The following is an 18,825-nucleotide window of genomic DNA, read 5'->3' as shown; positions in this document are numbered from 1 at the left end:
TCACGGCCACGAATCCTCCCCGTTGGTCCCCGGTGCGGTGACACCGCCGGTCACGCCGGTCGGCGGCGGGTTCCCCGTGGTGTCCCCGGTAAACCGGACACGGCGGACGATCACCCGCCCACCAGAAGCAGGTCGTGGACCGACCGCACCCCGGGCGCGGACCACGCCACCCGTTCCACCTGGTCGCGTTCCCACCAGGACCGGACCACTCCGGCGAGGACCAGCGTGTCGCCGTCCACCTCGACGGTCACCCGCTCGCCGCCGAGGGTGCGCGCCAACGCCCGCTGGACGTCCTGCCGCAGCCGCTCGCCGGCCGGTGGCGCCGGGGGCCGTACCTCGATCAGGTTGGTGATGCCCCGGATGCCGTCGAGGCGACGCACCTCGCCCTCGGCGGCCCGCCGCTGCCACCCGAACTCGACCTCGCCGCGCAGCATCAGCCAGCCGTTGGCCACTGTCACGTCCAGCCGCTCGGCGGGCACGAAACTGTCCCACTCCAGGGCGCGGGTGGCGGCGATGGCGACCTCCGCGTCGGTACGCCCCGGGGTGCCGGGCAGCCGCACCTCCATCTCGTCGGCCACCGCCCGTACGCCGCGAACCCGCTGCGCACACCGTGTCGCGGCCCAACCGCGAGCGGCACCATCCACGAATCCGGTCAGGGTGACGACGCCCTGGTCGACGGTCACCCCGATCTCGTTCGGTTGCAGCTGGGCGTCCCAGGCCAGCTCGGCCAGGACGTCGCGTTGGATCCGCCGGTCGTCACGCACACCCACCACGTCGGTCATGGCACCCCACCCCCCCGGTTCCGGTCGCCGAGACTCGCCCACCGAACCTGCCGGGCGGACGGGTGACGGCGGTTCACCCGATCCGGGTGAACCGCCGTCCGGGCGGAAAAGCGGCGGGTGACGGAGCCGACCCCCTCGGCCCCGCCACCCGCCGCCGGAGGGAGGAAGCAGGTTCAGGTGTTGTCAGGACGTCTCGGCGAGCGTGACGGTCACCGACTTCTCGGCCCCGTTGCGCTTGAACTGCACGTCGACCCGGTCGCCGACCTTGCCGGCCTGCACCGCGCCGACCAGGTCGTCCGAGTCGTTGACCGGCTTGTCGCCGAACCGGGTGACGACGTCGCCGCGCTGGAGGCCGGCCTTCTCGGCCGGGCTGCCCGGGGTGACCGACGCGACGAGCGCGCCGCCGCCCTCGGCCTGGTTGACGCCGACCCCGAGCGACGGGTGGCTGACCTTCTCGCCACGCTGGAGCTTGCCGGCGACGTCCTTGGCCTTGTTGCTGGGGATGGCGAAACCGACACCGATGTTGCCGGTGCTCTGCCCGGAGGTCGCGATGGCGGTGTTGACGCCGATCACCTCGCCCCGGGTGTTGACCAGCGCGCCGCCGGAGTTGCCGGGGTTGATCGGCGCGTCGGTCTGGAGCAGGCCGGAGATCGAGCTGACGGTCTGGCTCTGCTGCTGGCGCGGGTCCTGCGGCTGGCCCTCACCGGCGCGGATGGTGCGGTCGCGGGCGCTGAGGATGCCCGAGGTCACCGAACCCTGCAGGCCGAGCGGGCTGCCCAGGGCGAGCACCTGGTCGCCGACCTGCATGGCGTCGCTGTCACCGAACTTCGCCGGCTTGAGGTCGCTCACCCCGCTGGCCTTCACCACAGCCAGGTCGGTCTTCGGGTCGGTGCCGATGATCTTCGCGTCGGCGGTCTTGCCGTCGGCGAAGACCACCCGTACGGCGTCACCGGCGGCGGACGCGACCACGTGGTTGTTGGTCAGCACATACCCGTCGGCGCTGAGCACCACTCCGGAGCCCTCACCGCTGTCCGTGGTGATCGAGACGACACTGTCCTGCACCGACGCGGCGATCTTCGGCAGGTCCGCGCCATTGATCACCGGTGCCGCGGAGTAGGTGCGGGTGATGCCTCCGCTGTCGCCGTCGAGGGCGAGCGCGAGCGCCCCACCGGCCACGCCGGAACCGAGCATCAGCGCGAACACCGCGACGCCGGCACCGGCGAACTTCGCGATCCGGCCCGGTCGGGGACCACTGCCGGGCGGCGCGACCTGGGGGCCCCACGGCGGGACCGGCTGGCCCGGGTGCTGAGCATGCAGACCGGGGTGCTGCTGGTGCTGAGGGTGCTGCTGGTGCTGGCCGTACGCCATGCCCGGCTGGCCCCCGCCGGCCCAGCCGGACTGCTGGCCCGCGTACCAGGGGGCACCGGGGTAGTGACCGGCGGCCGGCTGTGGATAGCCGGGCTGGCCGGGCGCCGGGTGACCCGAGACCGGGTACGGCGGCGCGGACGGGGTGGCGGCCGGGCGCTCGTAGCCGGTCGACGGCTCGTACCCGGTCGACGTGGCGGCGGCCGGGGTGGCGGCCGTGGCCTCCGGGTCAGCGGCGGTCGAGGCGACCGTCGGGTCACCGTCGGTCGACACGGCCTGCATGGGGGTGGTCGGGGAGTCGGACTGCACGCGCTCGTCGCGCGGCAGCTCGGCAGTGGGGTGCGACGGCTCGGCGTCGGTGGGGGCCGGCCGGCGCTGCGGGTCGGACTCGAACTCGGTCATGGCACTACCTTCTCCCCCAGCACTGCAATCAAGCTGGAACCGTCCTGGAAGTTGGCTGAAAGTCACTCGGCCGCGTCGTCGACCTGTGGCAGCAACGGCAGCTGGACCCGGAAGGTGGCCCCACCGCCGGGCGTCTCGGTCACCTCGACCGTGCCGTGGTGGGCGGCGACCAGGGCGGCCACGATGGCCAGGCCGAGACCGGTGCCGGTGTTGCCGTCGGCCCGCCGCGTACGGGCCGCGTCGGCCCGGTAGAACCGCTCGAAGACCCGTTCCGCCTGCTCAGGCGAGAGACCGGGGCCGGTGTCGGCCACCTCCACGACGGCGGAGCCACCCGGCTCGGCACGCAGGCGTACCCGGATCTCGGCCTCCGGCGGGGTGTGGGTGAGCGCGTTGGTGACCAGGTTGCCGATCACCTGCCGCAACCGCGCGTCGTCGGCGGAGACGACCAGCGGGCCTGATTCGGGCTCGATCTCCAGCTCGATGCGCCGGTCCGGTGCCATCGCCCGCGCGGCCTGCACGGCGTCGGAGGCGAGCACCGGCAGTTCCACCGGGGTCAACGCGAGGGGCCGTTCCCGGTCCAACCGGGCAAGCAGCAGCAGATCCTCCACCAGCAGCCCCATCCGGGCCGCCTCGTCCTCGATCCGGCGCAGCAGACCGGCGGTCTGCTCCGGCGCGCGGGCCGCTCCCTGCCGGTACAGCTCGGCGAAGCCACGAATGGTGGTGAGTGGGGTACGCAACTCGTGGGAGGCGTCGGCCACGAACTGCCGCATCCGCTCCTCGGAGCGGATGGCCCGCGACTCGGACGCCTGAGCGGCGGCGGCGGCGTCACGGGCGGCGCTCTCCGCCCAGCGGGCCGAGGTTTCCGAGGCGGCTCGGGCGGTGAACGCCGCCTCGATCTGGGTGAGCATCGCGTTCAGCGCACGGGAGAGCCGGCCCAGCTCAGAGGTCGGATACTCCTGCCCCTCCTCCGGGTCGGGCACCCGGCGGGTCAGGTCACCGCCGGCGATCGCGGCGGCGGTGCGTTCGATCTCCACCAACGGTTTGAGACTGGTCCGGACGATCGCCGCACCGACCGAAGCCAACATGATCAGCACCGCACCGCCGACCAGTAGGTCTATCCAGACGAGCTGCTTCACCGCCCGGTCCACATCGGTCAGCGGCTGCCCCACGGCCAGCACCGAACCGTCCCGCTGCGGGGCGTAGTACACCCGCCAGCGGGTGTAGCCGTCGTGGGACCGGACGTTTCGCGGCTCGCCCTCCTCGGCCTCGAAACCCGCGCGACTGGTGGGGAACGCGGGCAGTTGGTCGGGGTCGAAGCTGCGGCCGTCGTACTGGGGGGCGTACACCCGCTGCTCGTCGGCCACGATCACGACGTAGTCGCTGGGCAGCATGGCGCCGACCTCACCGCTGCGCAGCTTCGGGAGCAGCTGGCCGAGGCCCTGAGCGGTCGACCTGACCTGCCCGTCCACCTGGCCCTCCAGGTAGTTGCGCAGGAAGTAGGCGGTCAGTGAGCTGATCACCAGCAGCGCGACGGCGACCAGCGCGAGCACCGAGGTGACCAGCTTCACCCGCAGCGGGACGCTGCGTACCCGACCCTTCGCCTGCTGGACCGCGTTCACGCCGCCGGCTTGCGCAGCACGTACCCCACCCCGCGGAGAGTGTGGATCAGCCGGGGCTGGGTGGTGTCGACCTTGCGCCGCAGGTACGAGATGTAGGACTCGACGATGTTGTCGTCGCCCCGGAAGTCGTAGTTCCAGACGTGGTCGAGGATCTGCGCCTTGGACAGCACCCGGTTGGCGTTGAGCATCAGGTACCGCAGCAGCTTGAACTCGGTCGGCGAGAGCTGCACGCGCTGGCCGGCCCGGTGCACCTCGTGGGTCTCCTCGTCCAACTCCAGGTCGGCGAAGGTGAGCCGGGACGGGGCCTGCTCGCCGGTCGTGGTGCGGCGCAGCACCGCGCGGATCCGGGCGGTCAACTCCTCCAGGCTGAACGGCTTCGTGACGTAGTCGTCCCCGCCCAGGGTCAGCCCACGGATCTTGTCGTCGGTGGCGTCCCGCGCGGTCAGGAACACCACCGGGGTACGCGTGCCGCCCTCGCGGAGCATCCGGATGACCTCGAAGCCGTCCAGGTCGGGGAGCATCACGTCGAGCACCACCAGGTCGGGCCGGTGGTCCTTGGCGGCGTTGAGCGCCGCGCTCCCGCTTGTCGCGGTGGCCACGTCGAAGCCCGCGAACCGCAGGCTCGCGGAGAGCAGTTCGAGGATGTTGGGGTCGTCCTCGACGACGAGCAGTCGCGCCTCGGTCTGGGTAGCGGGCATGTGCCAATCATCGGTGACGTCACTGCGCCAGCGCTGGACGCTTCCTGCAAAAAGCCTGTGAGTCGCCGTCGGTCATCGCAGCAGGCGACGCAGCCCGTCGAGGGCCCCGTCGAGCAGCCGGATCGCGGTGCGCAGCTGGGTGTCGCTGAACTGCCGGGCGCGCATCAGCCGGCCCACCTCGGCGGTGAACGCGGCCAACCGCTGGTCGAGTTCGTCGAACAGCTCCGCCTGCGGGCCGGTGGTCGACGTCGGGCGGGGCGGCGGCGCGGCCGCCTCCCACCGGGCTCGCCGGGTCTGCCGGGTGGCCTCGCTCAGCTCCCGTTTGAGGTCGCGCACCGATCCGCGTACCTCGCTGCGGATCTCGCCGGCCAGGCTGGAGAGATCCGCCACGGAGGCGGCGATGTCCGTCTCCAACGCGGTCAGTTCGCCGGCCCGCTGGCGCAGCTCGGCACGCCCGGCGTCGGTGATCTCGTACGTCTTGCGGCCACCGGCCGCAGTGTGGCTGACCAGCCCTTCGACCTCCAGCCGTTGCAGCCGGGGGTAGATGGTGCCGGCGCTGGGCGCGTACAGCCCGAGGAACCGGTCCTCCAGCAGTCGGATCAGCTCGTAGCCGTGCTTCGGGCCGTCGTCGAGGAGCTTGAGCAGGTAGAGCCGGAGCCGACCGTGGCTGAACACGGCAGTCACGGCAGCTCCTCCCCGTCGTCGACCGCTCGGGCGAGCAGGGCGATGCTGCCCGAGGTCGCGGAAGCCCAGAGCTTACCGTCGCCGGCGCCGAGCACCCCCTCGCTGCTGGGAAGCGGGAAGGTCGAGGTGCTCAGCTGCGGAAAGCCGCTGGTGATGCGGCCGGAAGCGGTGTTCAGCCGGACGGCGAGGTCGCTGTCCTCGCGGACCCGGACGGTGATGCTGCCCGAGATGGTGGTCAGCCGGATCTCGCTGCGCCGAGGGTTGTCCAGATCGCAGGTGATCGCGCCGGAGACGGTCTGCGCCCGCACCCGGTCGGCGGCGCTGTCGGCGAGGATCACCTCCCCGGAGACCGTCTCCAGGGTGAGGTCGCCCCGGACGCCGAGCGCTTCCACCGGCCCGGAGGTGATCTTCGCGGAGGTGCTGCCACGGAGCCCCATCAGGGTGATCTGGCCAGCGACGACGTCGACGGTGGTCTGCCGGCGCAGGCCGGAGGCGACGAGTGAGCCCGCGACCAGGCCCAGATCGGCGAGGACGTCGGCGGGCACGGCGATGGAGACGTCCACCCGGGGATAGCGGTGGATCATCCGGAACCACCGCAGGACGTCCGACCAGCCCCGACCGCGCTCCTGACGGATGCTGAGCCGGCCGTCGACGTGGTCGATCAGGACCGGCCGACGGCCGACCTGGGTCACGTCGATCCGGGTCGGCCCGTCGGTGGCGACCACGTTGAGCCGCCCACTGATCAGTCGGACGTCCAGCCTGACAACGGGATCATCCACCGTGAGCCGCTGCGGGCTCTCGATCGTCCATCCGGCCATGGCGTCCCCCTCCCGCCGACGCGCGGACGCACGTCGAACACGAGAAGAATGTAACGCGATACATCGCGACATCACAAGACAGTCGCGAGTGTCGCACGCCTCCGCACCTCAAGATCGCGCGGGCGCAGGGCGCGGGCGGCTCTCCCTCAGGCCGCCAGGTCCAGCTCCCGATCGGGGGTGTGGGCCGGGACCGGAACAGTCGGGGTCGCCGTGGGGACCGCCCGCAGCCGGGCCGGCGTCGGGGCACCCGCCGCCGGCACCAGGTGTACGGCCGACTCGGCGGCCCGGGCCAGCCACCGCCGGTCGGCGCCACGGGCCGGGTGCAGCGCTCCGGCGATCGTCACCGAGACCACCAGCTCCCGCGCCGTGACCACCCGGGCCACCGAGCGCAGCAGGGTGTCCGCGCCGAGGAAGGCGGCGACCGTGGTGGTCGACCCGGTGGCCGCGCAGCGGTAGCTGAGCCGCAGCGGCACCACCGGGCTGCCGGTGTCGATGGCCGCCTGGAACGTCGCGGGCCGGAAGCCACCGCCGGGACGGCAGTCGGTCGCGGTGCTTCCGGCGCACCACGTCGTACCCTCCGGGAAGACCGTCACCGACCGCCCGGCGCGCAGCGCGTCGGCGACCCGGCCGACGGTGGTCGGCAGCGCCAGCGGCCGGGACCGGTCCACGAAGACCGTGCCCGCCGCCGCGGCCAGCAGCCCGAGCACCGGCCACGAGCGGACCTCCCGCTTCGCGACCATGCGGGTGGGCGCGACCGCCAGCACCGCGAGGATGTCCAGCCAGGAGACGTGGTTGGCGACCAGCAGCGCGCGCCGCCGGGGCAGCCGCCCCTTCACCACGAGGCGGACGCCGAAGGCGCGCACGGTGGCCCGCGCCCAGCCGCTGATCAGCGTCTGCCGCTCCCGGGTCGGAAGCACTGGCGACAGCAGCGCCACCGGGATCCCGGCCAGCAGCATGCCGAGCGCGGCGACCAGCCGGAGCACCCGGCGGGCCACCGGCACGGTGGGCACCTCGCCGGCCACCGGCAGGCAGTCGTCGTCGCAGCCCGAAAAGGGCCGCCACAGGTCGCGCGGCACGCCGGTCACCGCTGCTCCCCACCCAGGAAGTGCCGCAGGTAGCGCGGGTTCATCCGGTCCAGGGAGAAGAGGACGTAGAAGTCCGCGCAGCCGAAGTCACTGTCGTACGACGGCTCGCCGCAGATCCACGCGCCCAGCCGGAGGTAACCCCGCAGCAGTGGCGGAATGGTGGCGCGCCCGGCGGCGGGGAGCGGGCCGGCTGCGGCGGGGAGCGAGCCGGGCGCGGAGGCGGCCTCGGCGAACCAGGGCCGCAACGGGCGGACCCGCAGCGGCGGCGGCGACAGGTGCCGGGCCTGGGCCTGGGCCCACACCTCGGCGACCGTCCGCCCGCCGTCGGCCACCGGCACCGACGCGCAGCCGCCGAGCCAGCGCGAGCCGCGCAGGTGCAGGTAACGGGTGAGGCCAGCCCACATCAGGTTGATCACCGCCCCGGAGCGATGGTCCGGGTGCACACAGGACCGGCCCGTCTCGACCAGGTCGTCACGGAGCGGGTCGAGCGCGGTGAGGTCGAACTCGTTCTCGGCGTACCGCCGAGCGGTGCGTCCCGGTGGCAGCAGCCGGTACGTGCCGACCACCTCGCCGGTGCTGTCCTCGCGGACGATCAGATGGTCGCAGTACGCGTCGAAGGGGTCCACGTCCAGCCCGGCCTCGCCGGGAAGGAGGGTGGCGCCCAGCTCGGTGGCGAACACCTCGTGGCGCAGGCGTTGCGCGGCCGCGACCTGGATGGGGTCGTCGGCGATCAGCAGGGTGTATCCGCTGGTCGTCAAGGGTGCGCCAGCGGCATGCAGAACGGCCATGGGATCTGTGTAGGTGCCCGGGTTGCCATCCACGGGGACCACTGGTGTCGATCGGGTGAACGCCGGCCGGCCAGACCGCTGGCGACGCCCGGCGGGGACCGTGCGAGGCTGCCCGGGGCAGGCTGGCGACGGCGCCGACACGCACCATCGGAGGTCGACGATGCGCATCGAGTCCCGATTCAACGGGCCGGCCGGTTCCGGCAACGGCGGCTGGAGCGCGGGGACCTTCGCCGCCGCGGCGGGCGGCAGCGGGCCGGTCGAGGTGACGCTGCGCCGGCCACCACCGCTGGAGACCGAGCTGACCCTGATCGACGGGGACGTCCGGGACCCGACCGGTGAACTGGTGGCCGAGGTGCGCGCGGCCGGGGTGGTCGATGCCGTCGTACCCCCGGTCGACCTGGAGACGGCGGTGGCCGCCGCGACCCGCTACCCCGGCCTGGTCGAGCATCCGTTCCCCGGTTGCTACGTGTGCGGACCGCAACGGGTCGACGGGCTGCGGATCTTCCCCGGCCGGCTGCCGGACGGGCGGACCGCCGCGCCGTTCCGCGCGCCCGCGCAGGTCAGCGAGGCCACGGTCTGGGCGGCGTTGGACTGCCCGGGCGGTTGGGCGGTGCTCGCGCCGGGCCGCCCGTACCTGCTGGGCCGCATCGCCGCGGTGGTCGCGGCGCTGCCGCGGCCGGGCGACGAGTGCGTGGTGACCGGGGAGTTGGTGCGCGTCGATGGCCGCAAGGCGCTCGTGCACACCAGCCTGTACGGGCCGGACGGCGCGCTGCTCGGCGCGGCGCGGGCAACCTGGATCGCCCGCTGAACCCGGCCGTAGTCCGCAGGGAGGAGTCGCCTCCGCCCTGCGACGGATCAGGACATACGGACCGCGCCTGATTGACCTTGTTGCATTGGGCCGTCACGCTGTGCCACGGCGTACCTCGACGCCACACACGGGAGGAGAACGATGACTGACGGGCAGCGAAGCCCCACCAGCGACGGTCAGATCGTGGTGTCCGGTCTGACGAAGCAGTACAAGAACGTCCGGGCGGTGAACAACCTGTCCTTCACCGTGGCACCGGGACGGGTGACCGGCTTCCTCGGCCCGAACGGCGCCGGCAAGACCACCACGCTGCGCATGCTGCTGAACCTGGTCACGCCGACCGCCGGCACGGCCACCATCAGCGGTCAGCGGTACGTCGACCTCACCAACCCGCTGCGGCACGTCGGCGCGGTGCTGGAGGCGTCCAGCGCGCACAAGGGTCGTACCGGCATCAACCACCTGCGGGTCATCTGCGCGGCGGCCGGGCTGCCCAAGCAGCGGGCCGACGAGGCGCTGGCCCTGGTCGGGCTGAGCCCGGCGGCGAAGCGCAAGTTCAAGGGTTACTCGCTGGGCATGAAGCAGCGGCTCGGCATCGCCGCCGCGATGCTCGGTGACCCCCGGGTGCTGATCCTCGACGAGCCGGCCAACGGGCTCGACCCGGAGGGCATCCGGTGGATGCGCGGATTCCTCAAGAACCTCGCCCACGAGGGCCGTACGGTGCTGGTCTCCAGCCACCTGCTGTCGGAGATGCAGTTGCTCGCCGACGACGTGGTGATCATCGCGGCCGGGCAGCTGGTCCGGCAGGGCCCGGTCGACCAGGTGCTCGGGTCGATGGCCCAGGGCGCCCGGGTCCGGGTCCGCACCCCGCAGGCCGAGGCGCTGACCGCCGCCCTGAAGGCGCAGTCGGCGACAGTGGACATCGACGAGCACGGCGTGCTGCTGGTCGCCGGGGTGGACGCCCCGACGATCGGTCGCGCCGCCCTCACCGCCGGGGTGGAGCTGCACGAACTGACCACCGAACGGCCCGATCTGGAACGGGTCTTCCTGGAGCTGACGGCCGGAAAGGCGGGCATCCGATGAACCTGGTCCGATCCGAGCTACTCAAGATCCGCACCACCAGCACCTGGTGGTGGCTGGCCCTCGGCGCGTTCCTGTCGATCGCCCTGGCGTTCGCGTTCAACGCCTGGTACGCCGTCACCGTCCTCGGCGGCGACGGCGCGGAGTTCGGTGCCAGCGCCGAGCAGTCGACACCGGCGGCGCAGGCGGCGAACATCTACACCTCGGGCCAGTACCTCGGCCTGATGTTCGTGATGCTCATCGGCATCCTGATGGTCACCAACGAGTTCTTCCACCAGACGGCGACCACGACGTTCCTGACGACCCCGCGGCGGACCTCGGTGATCGTCGGCAAGCTCGTCGCCGCCAGCCTGCTCGGCTTCTTCTTCTGGCTGGTGACCACGCTCATCGACCTGGCCGCCGGGACGATCTTCCTGTCGGTGAACGACTACGGCACCCAGCTCGGTGAGTGGCCGGTGCAGCGGGCGCTGCTGTTCAACCTGCTTGCCTACGCCATCTGGACGATCCTCGGGGTGGGCATCGGCACGCTGATCACCAACCAGCTCGGAGCGGTGATCACGGCGGCGGTGCTCTATCTGATCGGCACCCAGGTGGTGGGCCTGCTGTTCCTGCTCCTGTCGAACGTTCTCGACAGCGAGGCGGTGCTCAAGTGGCAGGTGGTCTGGCCGGCTGTGGCGTCCCAGGTCATGATCGCGGAGGGCACCTCGGAGTTCACTCCGTCCTGGTGGGTCGGCGCCCTGGTGCTGATCGGCTATGCGCTGGTCAGCGGGGTTGTCGGCGTCCTGCTCACCCGGCGGCGCGACATCGCCTGACAGCGCACCCGACCCCGGGGTGGCCGTGACAAGCTGGCCGCTCCGGGGTCGTCACCGCCATCGGCGGCCCGGGGACATCGTGGACCTGACGCGCTACCAGCTCTCCACCGGACCCGCAGCGGTTGCCGAACTTCTGGCATCTTCTGTGAAACCGGCCACGGGACCGAGGCGGAAATGCCTGCGGGATCGGTACGGCGTAGCCTGGGAGCCGTCCAGTCCGTGCTCCTAATCGGGCGCGACAGGACACACCGCGTGCCACACAAACCCGCGTGAAAGAGGCGATTACCGGCCGTGTCGACCCAGCAGACTTCGCAGGAGAACCCACTGGCGGGTTTCGGCCCGAATGAGTGGATCGTCGAGGAGATGTACCAGCGTTACCTCGCCGACCCATCGAGCGTCGATTCGGCCTGGCACGACTTCTTCGCCGACTACCGGCCAGCACCGGGTGCGGGCACCCCGGCCGGTGCCGAATCGTCGGACAAGCCGGCCGCCGCCCCCGAGCCGGACGGCCAGCCCGAGGCGGCCGTCAGCGTCGCCCAGCCGAGCGCCCCGGCCAAGCCGGCGACCGCGAGCAAGCCGGCCGCCCCGAGCAAGCCGGCCGCCGCCCAGCCGGCACCGACCAAGTCCGCCGCTCCGGCCACGCCCAAGGCCGCCCCGGAGAAGGCAGCACCGGCCAAGCCGGCCGCCAAGGCCACCGAGCCGGGCGCCGAGGGCCCGCAGACCACCCCGTTGCGGGGCGTCGCCGCGAAGATCGTCCAGAACATGGACGCCTCGCTGAGCGTGCCCACCGCGACCAGCGTGCGCGCGGTCCCGGCCAAGCTGCTCGTGGACAACCGCATCGTGATCAACAACCACCTCGCCCGGGGTCGGGGTGGCAAGGTCAGCTTCACCCACCTGGTCGGCTACGCGATGGTGCGCGCGCTGGTCCAGCACCCGGAGATGAACAACTCCTTCGCCGAGGCCAACGGCAAGCCGGCGGTGGTCCGCCCGGCACACGTCAACCTCGGCATCGCGATCGACCTGGCCAAGCCGGACGGCAGCCGCAACCTGGTGGTCCCCTCCATCAAGGGCTGCGAGCAGATGGACTTCCGGCAGTTCTGGCAGGCGTACGAGGATGTGGTCCGCCGGGCCCGGCGCAACGAGCTGACCATGGAGGACTACTCCGGCACCACGATCTCGCTGACCAACCCGGGCGGGATCGGCACCGTGCACTCGATGCCGCGGCTCATGCAGGGGCAGAGCGCGATCATCGGTGTCGGCGCGATGGAGTACCCGGCCCCCTACCAGGGGATGTCCGAGGCCACCCTGGCCGAGCTGGCGGTCAGCAAGATCATCACGCTGACCAGCACGTACGACCACCGGATCATCCAGGGCGCGCAGTCCGGCGAGTTCCTCAAGGTGATGCACGAGCTGATCCTGGGCGAGCACGACTTCTACGACGAGATCTTCACCTCGCTGCGCATCCCGTACGAGCCGGTGCGGTGGATGCGCGACGTGGCGGTCAACTCCGAGGGTCAGATCAACAAGACCGCCCGGGTGCACGAGCTGATCCACGCGTACCGGGTGCGCGGTCACCTGATGGCCGACACCGACCCGCTGGAATTCAAGATCCGCAAGCACCCCGACCTGGACGTCCTCCAGCACGGGCTGACCCTGTGGGACCTGGACCGCGAGTTCCCGGTCAACGGCTTCGCCGGTCGGCAGCGGATGAAGCTGCGCGAGATCCTCGGTGTGCTGCGCGACTCGTACTGCCGCCGGGTCGGCATCGAGTACATGCACATCCAGGACCCGGAGGAGCGCCGTTGGGTCCAGGAGCGGATCGAGCGCAAGTACGAGAAGCCGTCCGCCGACGAGCAGAAGCACGTGCTCAACCGGCTCAACGCCGCCGAGGCGTTCGAGACCTTCCTGCAGACGAAGTACGTCGGCCAGAAGCGCTTCTCGCTGGAGGGCGGGGAGTCGCTGATCCCGCTGCTCGGTGAGGTGCTGGAGTCGTCCGCCGAGAGCGGGCTGGACGAGGTCGTCATCGGCATGGCCCACCGGGGTCGGCTCAACGTGCTGGCCAACATCGTCGGCAAGCCGTACGAGAAGATCTTCTCCGAGTTCGAGGGCCACCTGGACCCGCGCTCGACGCAGGGCTCCGGCGACGTGAAGTACCACCTGGGTCAGAACGGCAAGTTCACCACCCCCGACGGCGAGCACGCGGTCAAGGTGTCGGTGGTGGCCAACCCGTCGCACCTGGAGGCCGTCGACCCGGTGCTGGAGGGCATCGTCCGGGCCAAGCAGGACCGGATAGACCTCAAGCTGGAGGGCTACACCGTGCTGCCGCTGGCGGTGCACGGTGACGCCGCCTTCGCCGGGCAGGGCGTGGTCGCCGAGACGCTCAACCTGTCGCAGCTGCGCGGCTACCGCACCGGCGGCACCGTACACGTGGTGGTCAACAACCAGGTCGGCTTCACCACCGCCCCGGAGTACAGCCGGTCCAGCCTCTACAGCACCGACGTGGCCCGGATGATCCAGGCGCCGATCTTCCACGTCAACGGCGACGACCCGGAGGCCGTGGTCCGGGTGGCCCGGCTGGCGTTCGAGTACCGGCAGACGTTCAACAAGGACGTCGTGATCGACATGGTCTGCTACCGCCGGCGCGGGCACAACGAGGGCGACGACCCGTCGATGTCCAACCCCCAGATGTACAAGATCATTGACTCGAAGCGCTCGGTCCGCAAGCTCTACACCGAGGAGCTGATCGGTCGCGGCGACATCACCGTGGAGGACGCGGAGGAACTGCTGCGCGACTACCAGGCGCAGCTGGAGAAGGTCTTCAAGGCCACCCGGGACGCCGCCTCGGCACCGCGCCAGCTCAACCGGCCGCGCCGCGAGGAGGAGCCGGAGCCGCAGGTCGACACCGCCACCGACGCGTCAGTGGTCAAGGCCATCGGCGAGGCGCACATCAACCTGCCGGAGGGCTTCACCCCGCACAAGCGGATCCAGCAACTGCTGGACCGGCGGGCCAAGATGTCCGTCGAGGGCAACATCGACTGGGGCTTCGGCGAGATCATCGCGCTCGGGGCGCTGCTGCACGACGGGGTCACCGTCCGGCTCGCCGGGCAGGACTCGCGTCGCGGCACGTTCGTCCAGCGGCACGCCTCGGTGGTCGACTCCCGTACCGGCGACGACTACCTGCCGTTGAAGTCGCTCACCGGCGACGGCGACCGCTCCCGGTTCTTCGTGCACGACTCGCTGCTCAGCGAGTACGCGGCGATGGGCTTCGAGTACGGCTACTCGGTGGAGAACATCAACGCCCTCGTCGCCTGGGAGGCCCAGTTCGGCGACTTCGTCAACGGCGCCCAGTCGGTGATCGACGAGTTCATCTCGTCCGGTGAGGTGAAGTGGGGCCAGCGTTCCGCCATCACCCTGCTGCTGCCGCACGGCCACGAGGGTCAGGGCCCGGACCACACCTCCGGCCGGCCGGAGCGGTTCCTGCAGATGTGCGCCGAGGACAACATGCGGGTGTCCATCCCGACCACCCCGGCGAACTACTTCCACCTGCTGCGCCGCCAGGCACTGTCGCCCAAGCGCAAGCCGTTGGTGGTGTTCACGCCGAAGTCGCTGCTGCGGCACAAGCTCTGCGTCTCCCCGGTGGAGGACTTCACCACCGGCACCTTCCAGCCGGTGCTGCGCGACACCGCCGCCCCGGCGCCGGAGGCGGTGAAGCGGGTGCTGCTCTGCTCCGGCAAGGTCTACTACGACCTGTTCCAGGCACGGCAGGAGCGCGGCGTCACCGACACCGCCATCATCCGGCTCGAGCAGCTGTACCCGCTGCCGGTGGAGGAGATCCGGGCCGCCCTGGCGCAGTTCCCGAACGCGGAGGACTTCGCCTGGGTGCAGGAGGAGCCGGCCAACCAGGGCGCCTGGTCGTTCGTCGCGCTCAACCTGCTGGAGCACCTCACCGACGTTCGGCTGCGGCGGATCTCCCGCCCGGCCGCGGCCGCCCCGGCGGTCGGCTCGGCCAAGACCCACGAGGTCGAGCAGAACGCGCTGATCGAGGCGGCACTCCCCCGCCCGTGACCTGACCTGAGCACGGCAGCCGGGGCAGGGCCGTTTCACCACGGTCCTGCCCCGGCTCCCGTAGGTCCCGCCGGTCGATCACCCACCCACCGGCCTACCCCACCCGCCCGGCCCGAGCCGGGCCGAGCACGAGGACGTACCCATGTACTTCACCGACCGTGGCATCGAGGAGCTGGTCGAGCGCCGGGGCGACGAGCAGGTGACCCTGGAGTGGCTCGGCGAGCGCCTGCGCGACTTCGTCGACCTCAACCCCGACTTCGAAACCCCCATCGAACGCCTGGCCACCTACCTGGCCCGCCTCGACGACCCCGACGACGACGACGCCTAACCCCCCGCCCGGCCGCCCACCCCCACTCCCCGCGCGTTGATCATGAAGTTAGCCGCGCGTGTCATCGGCGTGTCGGACGCTAACCTCATGATCACCGGGGGCGGGGGCGGGTGAGGGCCGGGTCAGGGGGTCCGGGGGCAGGGTCGGAGGGCCCGGGTGACGGGGTTCGCGATCTTCTAGGGTGGGGCTGTGGCCCGAAGTGTGTATCTGACGAGCGTGGGGTCCGGCGGGGGCAAGTCGACGATCGCCCTGGGGCTGGCGGAGTTGCTGTCCCGCCAGGTCGGGCGGATCGGCGTGTTCCGGCCGCTGGTCGCCGACACCGGGCAGGATCCGATCCTCGCCCTGCTCAGCGAGCGGTACCGGGTCGAGGTGCCGCTGGCCGAGCTGGCCGGGGCGAGCTACGCCGAGGCTGCCGCGCTGGTCGCGGACGGCCGACGGGAGCAGCTGATCTCCGCGATCGTCGAGCGCTACCGGGCGGTGGAACGGCAGTGCCCGGCGGTGGTCGTGGTGGGCAGCGACTTCGACGACCCGGGCGACCCGGCCCGCCCCCGCGAGCTGGCCTTCAACGCCCGGCTGGCCACCGAGTTCGGCAGCGTGGTGGTGCCCGTGGTGGACGGCTTCGGGCAGGAGCCGGCGGCCGTGGCGGCGGCGATGCGGGGGGCGTACCACGATCTGGCCGACCTGGGCGCGACAGTGCTCGCGGTGATCGCCAACCGGGTGTCCGAGCCGATGACGCTGCCCGACCTGCCGGTGCCCGCGTACGCCATCCCGGAGGTGCCGAGCGTGTCGGCGCCGACGGTGGCCGAGGTGGCGGCGGCGCTCGGCGCCACCCTGCTGGCCGGGGACGACGCCGCGCTCGGTCGCGACGTGCTGGATTTCGTGGTCGGCGCGGCGCATGTGCCGACCCTGCTGGGCCACCTCACCGAGGGCGCCCTGGTGATCACCCCCGGGGACCGGGCCGACCTGCTCGTCGCCGCGAGCGCCGCGCACGTGGCCGGGCAGGTGTCGGTGGCCGGGCTGGTGCTCACCCTCGGCGAGCAACCCGACCCCCGGGTCATGCGGCTGGTGGAGGGGCTCAACACCGGGCTGGCGGTGCTCTCCGTGCGCAGCGACAGCTACGACACGGTGGCCGCGTCCAGCCGCATCGAGGGCCGGCCCAGCGCGGCCAATCCCCGCAAGGTGGAGGCCGCGCTCGGCGCGTTCGAACGCTGCGTCGACACCGACGACCTGGCCCGCCGGCTGCGGGTCAGCCGGTCGGCCCGGGTCACCCCGCTGATGTTCGAGAACGAGCTGATCGACCGGGCCCGCTCGAAGCCCCGCCACCTGGTGCTGCCGGAGGGCACCGACGAGCGGATCCTGCGCGCGGCGGAGATCCTGCTACGCCGCGGAGTGGCCGAGCTGACGCTGCTCGGCAGACCGGACGACATCGCCCGGCGCACCCGCGAGCTGGGCATCGACCTGGGCGACGCGCACCTGGTCGACCCGGTCACCAGCGGGTGGCGCGACGACTTCGCCGCCGAGTACGCCCGGCTGCGCGCCCACCGGGGCGTCACCGCCGAGGTGGCGCACGACATCGTGGCGCAGCCCAACTACTTCGGCACCCTGATGGTGGCGACCGGCCGAGCCGACGGCATGGTCTCCGGCGCGACGCACACCACCGCCGCGACCATCCGGCCCGCGTTCGAGATCATCCGTACGCTGCCGGACGTCTCGGTGGCCTCCAGCGTCTTCTTCATGCTGCTCGCCGACCGGGTGCTGGTCTACGGCGACTGCGCGGTCAACCGCGACCCCGACGCGGCCCAGCTCGCCGACATCGCGATCTCGTCGGCCGACACCGCAGCCCGGTTCGGCATCGAACCCCGGGTGGCGATGCTGTCGTACTCCACCGGCAGCTCCGGTGCCGGCGCGGACGTGGAGAAGGTCGCGGCGGCCACCGCGCTGGTCCGGGAACGCCGGCCCGACCTGCTCGTCGAGGGACCCATCCAGTACGACGCGGCGATCGACCCGGCGGTGGCGGCGACGAAGCTGCCGGGCAGCCCGGTCGCCGGCCACGCCACGGTCTTCATCTTCCCGGACCTGAACACCGGCAACAACACGTACAAGGCGGTGCAACGCTCCGCCGGGGCGGTCGCCGTCGGCCCCGTCATGCAGGGCCTACGCCGACCGGTGAACGACCTGTCCCGGGGCGCGTTGGTGACGGACATCGTCAACACGGTGGCGATCACCGCCATCCAGGCGGCCACCGAGGAGGCGTCGTGAGTCAGGTGCTGGTGCTCAACTGCGGGTCGTCGTCGGTGAAGTGGCGTCGCTACGACGGTGAGCGGGCGCTCGACCACGGCACCGTCGAACGCATCGGTGAGCCCGGTGGTGGCCCGACTGACCACACCGAGGCGGTCCAGCAGATCCTCGACGGGCTGGACCTGACCGGGTTGGCGGCGGTCGGGCACCGGGTGGTGCACGGCGGCAAGAAGTTCAGCGCGCCGGTGCTCGTCGACGACGCGGTGCTGGCCGCGATCCGCGAGCTGATCCCGCTCGCCCCGTTGCACAACCCGGTCAACCTGGCGGGCATCGAGGTGGCCCGCTCGGCGCTGCCGGACGTGCCGCAGGTCGCCGTCTTCGACACCGCGTTCCACCACACCCTGCCGGAGGCCGTCGCGACGTACGCGATCGACCGCGAGGTCGCCGAGCGGTACGACATCCGCCGGTACGGCTTCCACGGCACCTCACACGCGTACGTGTCCCGCCGCACCGCCGAACTGCTGGGCCGGCCGTACGAGCAGATCAACACGATCACCCTGCACCTGGGCAACGGGGCCAGCGCGTGCGCGGTCGAGAACGGTCGCAGCGTCGCCACCTCGATGGGCATGTCCCCCCTCGAAGGGCTGGTGATGGGCACCCGCAGCGGCGACATCGACCCCACCGTGATCTTCCACCTGCGCCGGGAGGGCGGGCTGTCGGTGGACGACATCGACGACCTGCTCAACCACCGCAGCGGCCTGCTCGGGCTGACCGGCGTCAACGACATGCGCGAGGTCCTCCAGCGTCGGGCTGCCGGTGATCAGGCGGCGTCGCTGGCCTTCGAGGTGTACTGCCGGCGCATCACCGGCTACGTCGGGGCGTACTACGCGCTGCTCGGCCGGGTCGACGCGATCACCTTCACCGCCGGGGTCGGCGAGCACGCCGCGCCGGTGCGGGCCGCCGCGCTGGCCGGCCTGGGCCGGCTCGGCATCCGCGTGGACGACGCCCGCAACGACGGTGACGGCGACCGGGTGATCTCACCGGACGGCGCCGAGGTGAGCGTCTGCGTCATCCGCACCGACGAGGAGCGGGAGATCGCCCGGCAGACCCGGGACCTGGTCGGGGCGGCCTGACGGCTCGACCAGCCGCCGGCCAGTCGGGCCACCAGCTCAGCCGCCAGCCCGACCGGGCCACCAGCGCCGCCCGGCGCCCGCTCGACCAGGCCACGGATCACCGGGCCGCCAGCCAGGCGACGAGCT

General features: G+C 71.9%; 15 protein-coding genes. 7 read left to right on the top strand and 8 right to left on the bottom strand.

Annotated features, from left to right (window positions below; all coding sequences use genetic code 11):
• Positions 1 to 110: 110 nt before the first annotated feature.
• The 8 genes from QCZ28_RS26375 to QCZ28_RS26340 form a co-directional block, all read right to left on the bottom strand.
• Positions 111 to 782, bottom strand: coding sequence for a BON domain-containing protein (locus QCZ28_RS26375; protein ID WP_279519156.1), 672 nt, complete (start codon positions 780 to 782; stop codon positions 111 to 113).
• A gap of 183 nt (positions 783 to 965) precedes the next feature.
• The gene (locus QCZ28_RS26370) at positions 966 to 2,549 is read right to left on the bottom strand and encodes a trypsin-like peptidase domain-containing protein (RefSeq protein WP_279519155.1); all 1,584 of its coding nucleotides are present in this window, start codon (positions 2,547 to 2,549) and stop codon (positions 966 to 968) included.
• Positions 2,550 to 2,611: 62 nt separating this feature from the next.
• Complete coding sequence (locus QCZ28_RS26365; protein WP_279519154.1) at positions 2,612 to 4,168, bottom strand: HAMP domain-containing sensor histidine kinase; 1,557 nt, start codon at positions 4,166 to 4,168, stop codon at positions 2,612 to 2,614.
• The gene (locus QCZ28_RS26360) at positions 4,165 to 4,866 is read right to left on the bottom strand and encodes a response regulator transcription factor (protein WP_030336721.1); all 702 of its coding nucleotides are present in this window, start codon (positions 4,864 to 4,866) and stop codon (positions 4,165 to 4,167) included. The genes QCZ28_RS26365 and QCZ28_RS26360 overlap by 4 nt, the downstream gene beginning before the upstream one ends.
• Positions 4,867 to 4,938: 72 nt before the next feature.
• The gene (locus QCZ28_RS26355; protein WP_279519153.1) at positions 4,939 to 5,550 is read right to left on the bottom strand and encodes a PadR family transcriptional regulator; all 612 of its coding nucleotides are present in this window, start codon (positions 5,548 to 5,550) and stop codon (positions 4,939 to 4,941) included.
• Positions 5,547 to 6,368: a DUF4097 family beta strand repeat-containing protein gene (locus tag QCZ28_RS26350; RefSeq protein ID WP_279519152.1), complete on the bottom strand. Its 822-nt coding sequence runs from the start codon at positions 6,366 to 6,368 to the stop codon at positions 5,547 to 5,549. Before QCZ28_RS26350 ends, QCZ28_RS26355 begins: the two co-directional genes overlap by 4 nt.
• A 146-nt stretch (positions 6,369 to 6,514) precedes the next feature.
• Positions 6,515 to 7,453, bottom strand: coding sequence for a lysophospholipid acyltransferase family protein (locus QCZ28_RS26345; protein WP_279519151.1), 939 nt, complete (start codon positions 7,451 to 7,453; stop codon positions 6,515 to 6,517).
• Positions 7,450 to 8,241 (bottom strand): GNAT family N-acyltransferase, encoded by a 792-nt coding sequence (locus tag QCZ28_RS26340; protein ID WP_279519150.1) that lies wholly within the window; start codon positions 8,239 to 8,241, stop codon positions 7,450 to 7,452. The genes QCZ28_RS26345 and QCZ28_RS26340 overlap by 4 nt, the downstream gene beginning before the upstream one ends.
• Before the next feature lie 160 nt (positions 8,242 to 8,401).
• On the opposite strand from QCZ28_RS26340, the gene QCZ28_RS26335 reads away from it, so the two are divergent.
• The 7 genes from QCZ28_RS26335 (at position 8,402) to QCZ28_RS26305 (ending at position 18,699) form a co-directional block, all read left to right on the top strand.
• On the top strand, positions 8,402 to 9,049 hold the full coding sequence (locus tag QCZ28_RS26335; RefSeq protein ID WP_279519149.1) for a hypothetical protein: 648 nt from the start codon (positions 8,402 to 8,404) through the stop codon (positions 9,047 to 9,049).
• A gap of 141 nt (positions 9,050 to 9,190) precedes the next feature.
• A complete protein-coding gene (locus QCZ28_RS26330) occupies positions 9,191 to 10,126 on the top strand; it encodes an ABC transporter ATP-binding protein (RefSeq protein ID WP_279519148.1) in 936 nt (311 codons plus the stop codon).
• Positions 10,123 to 10,935 carry an ABC transporter permease gene (locus QCZ28_RS26325; protein WP_279519147.1) on the top strand — a complete coding sequence of 271 codons (813 nt, stop codon included), beginning with the start codon at positions 10,123 to 10,125 and terminating at the stop codon, positions 10,933 to 10,935. Before QCZ28_RS26330 ends, QCZ28_RS26325 begins: the two co-directional genes overlap by 4 nt.
• 291 nt (positions 10,936 to 11,226) lie before the next feature.
• Positions 11,227 to 15,000 (top strand): multifunctional oxoglutarate decarboxylase/oxoglutarate dehydrogenase thiamine pyrophosphate-binding subunit/dihydrolipoyllysine-residue succinyltransferase subunit, encoded by a 3,774-nt coding sequence (locus QCZ28_RS26320; protein WP_279519146.1) that lies wholly within the window; start codon positions 11,227 to 11,229, stop codon positions 14,998 to 15,000.
• Positions 15,001 to 15,142: 142 nt separating this feature from the next.
• A complete protein-coding gene (locus QCZ28_RS26315; protein WP_088987811.1) occupies positions 15,143 to 15,328 on the top strand; it encodes a DUF6104 family protein in 186 nt (61 codons plus the stop codon).
• A gap of 189 nt (positions 15,329 to 15,517) precedes the next feature.
• Positions 15,518 to 17,587, top strand: a complete 2,070-nt coding sequence (gene pta / locus QCZ28_RS26310; RefSeq protein ID WP_279519145.1) for a phosphate acetyltransferase — start codon at positions 15,518 to 15,520, stop codon at positions 17,585 to 17,587.
• Complete coding sequence (locus tag QCZ28_RS26305; RefSeq protein ID WP_279519144.1) at positions 17,584 to 18,699, top strand: acetate kinase; 1,116 nt, start codon at positions 17,584 to 17,586, stop codon at positions 18,697 to 18,699. The genes pta and QCZ28_RS26305 overlap by 4 nt, the downstream gene beginning before the upstream one ends.
• The last annotated feature ends 126 nt before the right edge of the window (positions 18,700 to 18,825 follow it).

Source organism: Micromonospora sp. DH14, assembly GCF_029809455.1.
GTDB classification, from domain to species: Bacteria; Actinomycetota; Actinomycetes; order Mycobacteriales; family Micromonosporaceae; genus Micromonospora; species Micromonospora parva.
This window is presented reverse-complemented; position numbering and strand designations above follow the sequence as displayed.

What these genes read in the sequence shown, in the direction of transcription:
- QCZ28_RS26360 (WP_030336721.1), bottom strand. Translation starts at nt 4,866, where the DNA reads ATGCCCGCTACCCAGACCGAGGCGCGACTGCTCGTCGTCGAGGACGAC.
- QCZ28_RS26335 (WP_279519149.1), top strand. Translation starts at nt 8,402, where the DNA reads ATGCGCATCGAGTCCCGATTCAACGGGCCGGCCGGTTCCGGCAACGGC.
- QCZ28_RS26370 (WP_279519155.1), bottom strand. Translation starts at nt 2,549, where the DNA reads ATGACCGAGTTCGAGTCCGACCCGCAGCGCCGGCCGGCCCCCACCGAC.
- QCZ28_RS26315 (WP_088987811.1), top strand. Translation starts at nt 15,143, where the DNA reads ATGTACTTCACCGACCGTGGCATCGAGGAGCTGGTCGAGCGCCGGGGC.
- QCZ28_RS26340 (WP_279519150.1), bottom strand. Translation starts at nt 8,241, where the DNA reads ATGGCCGTTCTGCATGCCGCTGGCGCACCCTTGACGACCAGCGGATAC.
- QCZ28_RS26330 (WP_279519148.1), top strand. Translation starts at nt 9,191, where the DNA reads ATGACTGACGGGCAGCGAAGCCCCACCAGCGACGGTCAGATCGTGGTG.
- QCZ28_RS26350 (WP_279519152.1), bottom strand. Translation starts at nt 6,368, where the DNA reads ATGGCCGGATGGACGATCGAGAGCCCGCAGCGGCTCACGGTGGATGAT.
- QCZ28_RS26375 (WP_279519156.1), bottom strand. Translation starts at nt 782, where the DNA reads ATGACCGACGTGGTGGGTGTGCGTGACGACCGGCGGATCCAACGCGAC.
- QCZ28_RS26325 (WP_279519147.1), top strand. Translation starts at nt 10,123, where the DNA reads ATGAACCTGGTCCGATCCGAGCTACTCAAGATCCGCACCACCAGCACC.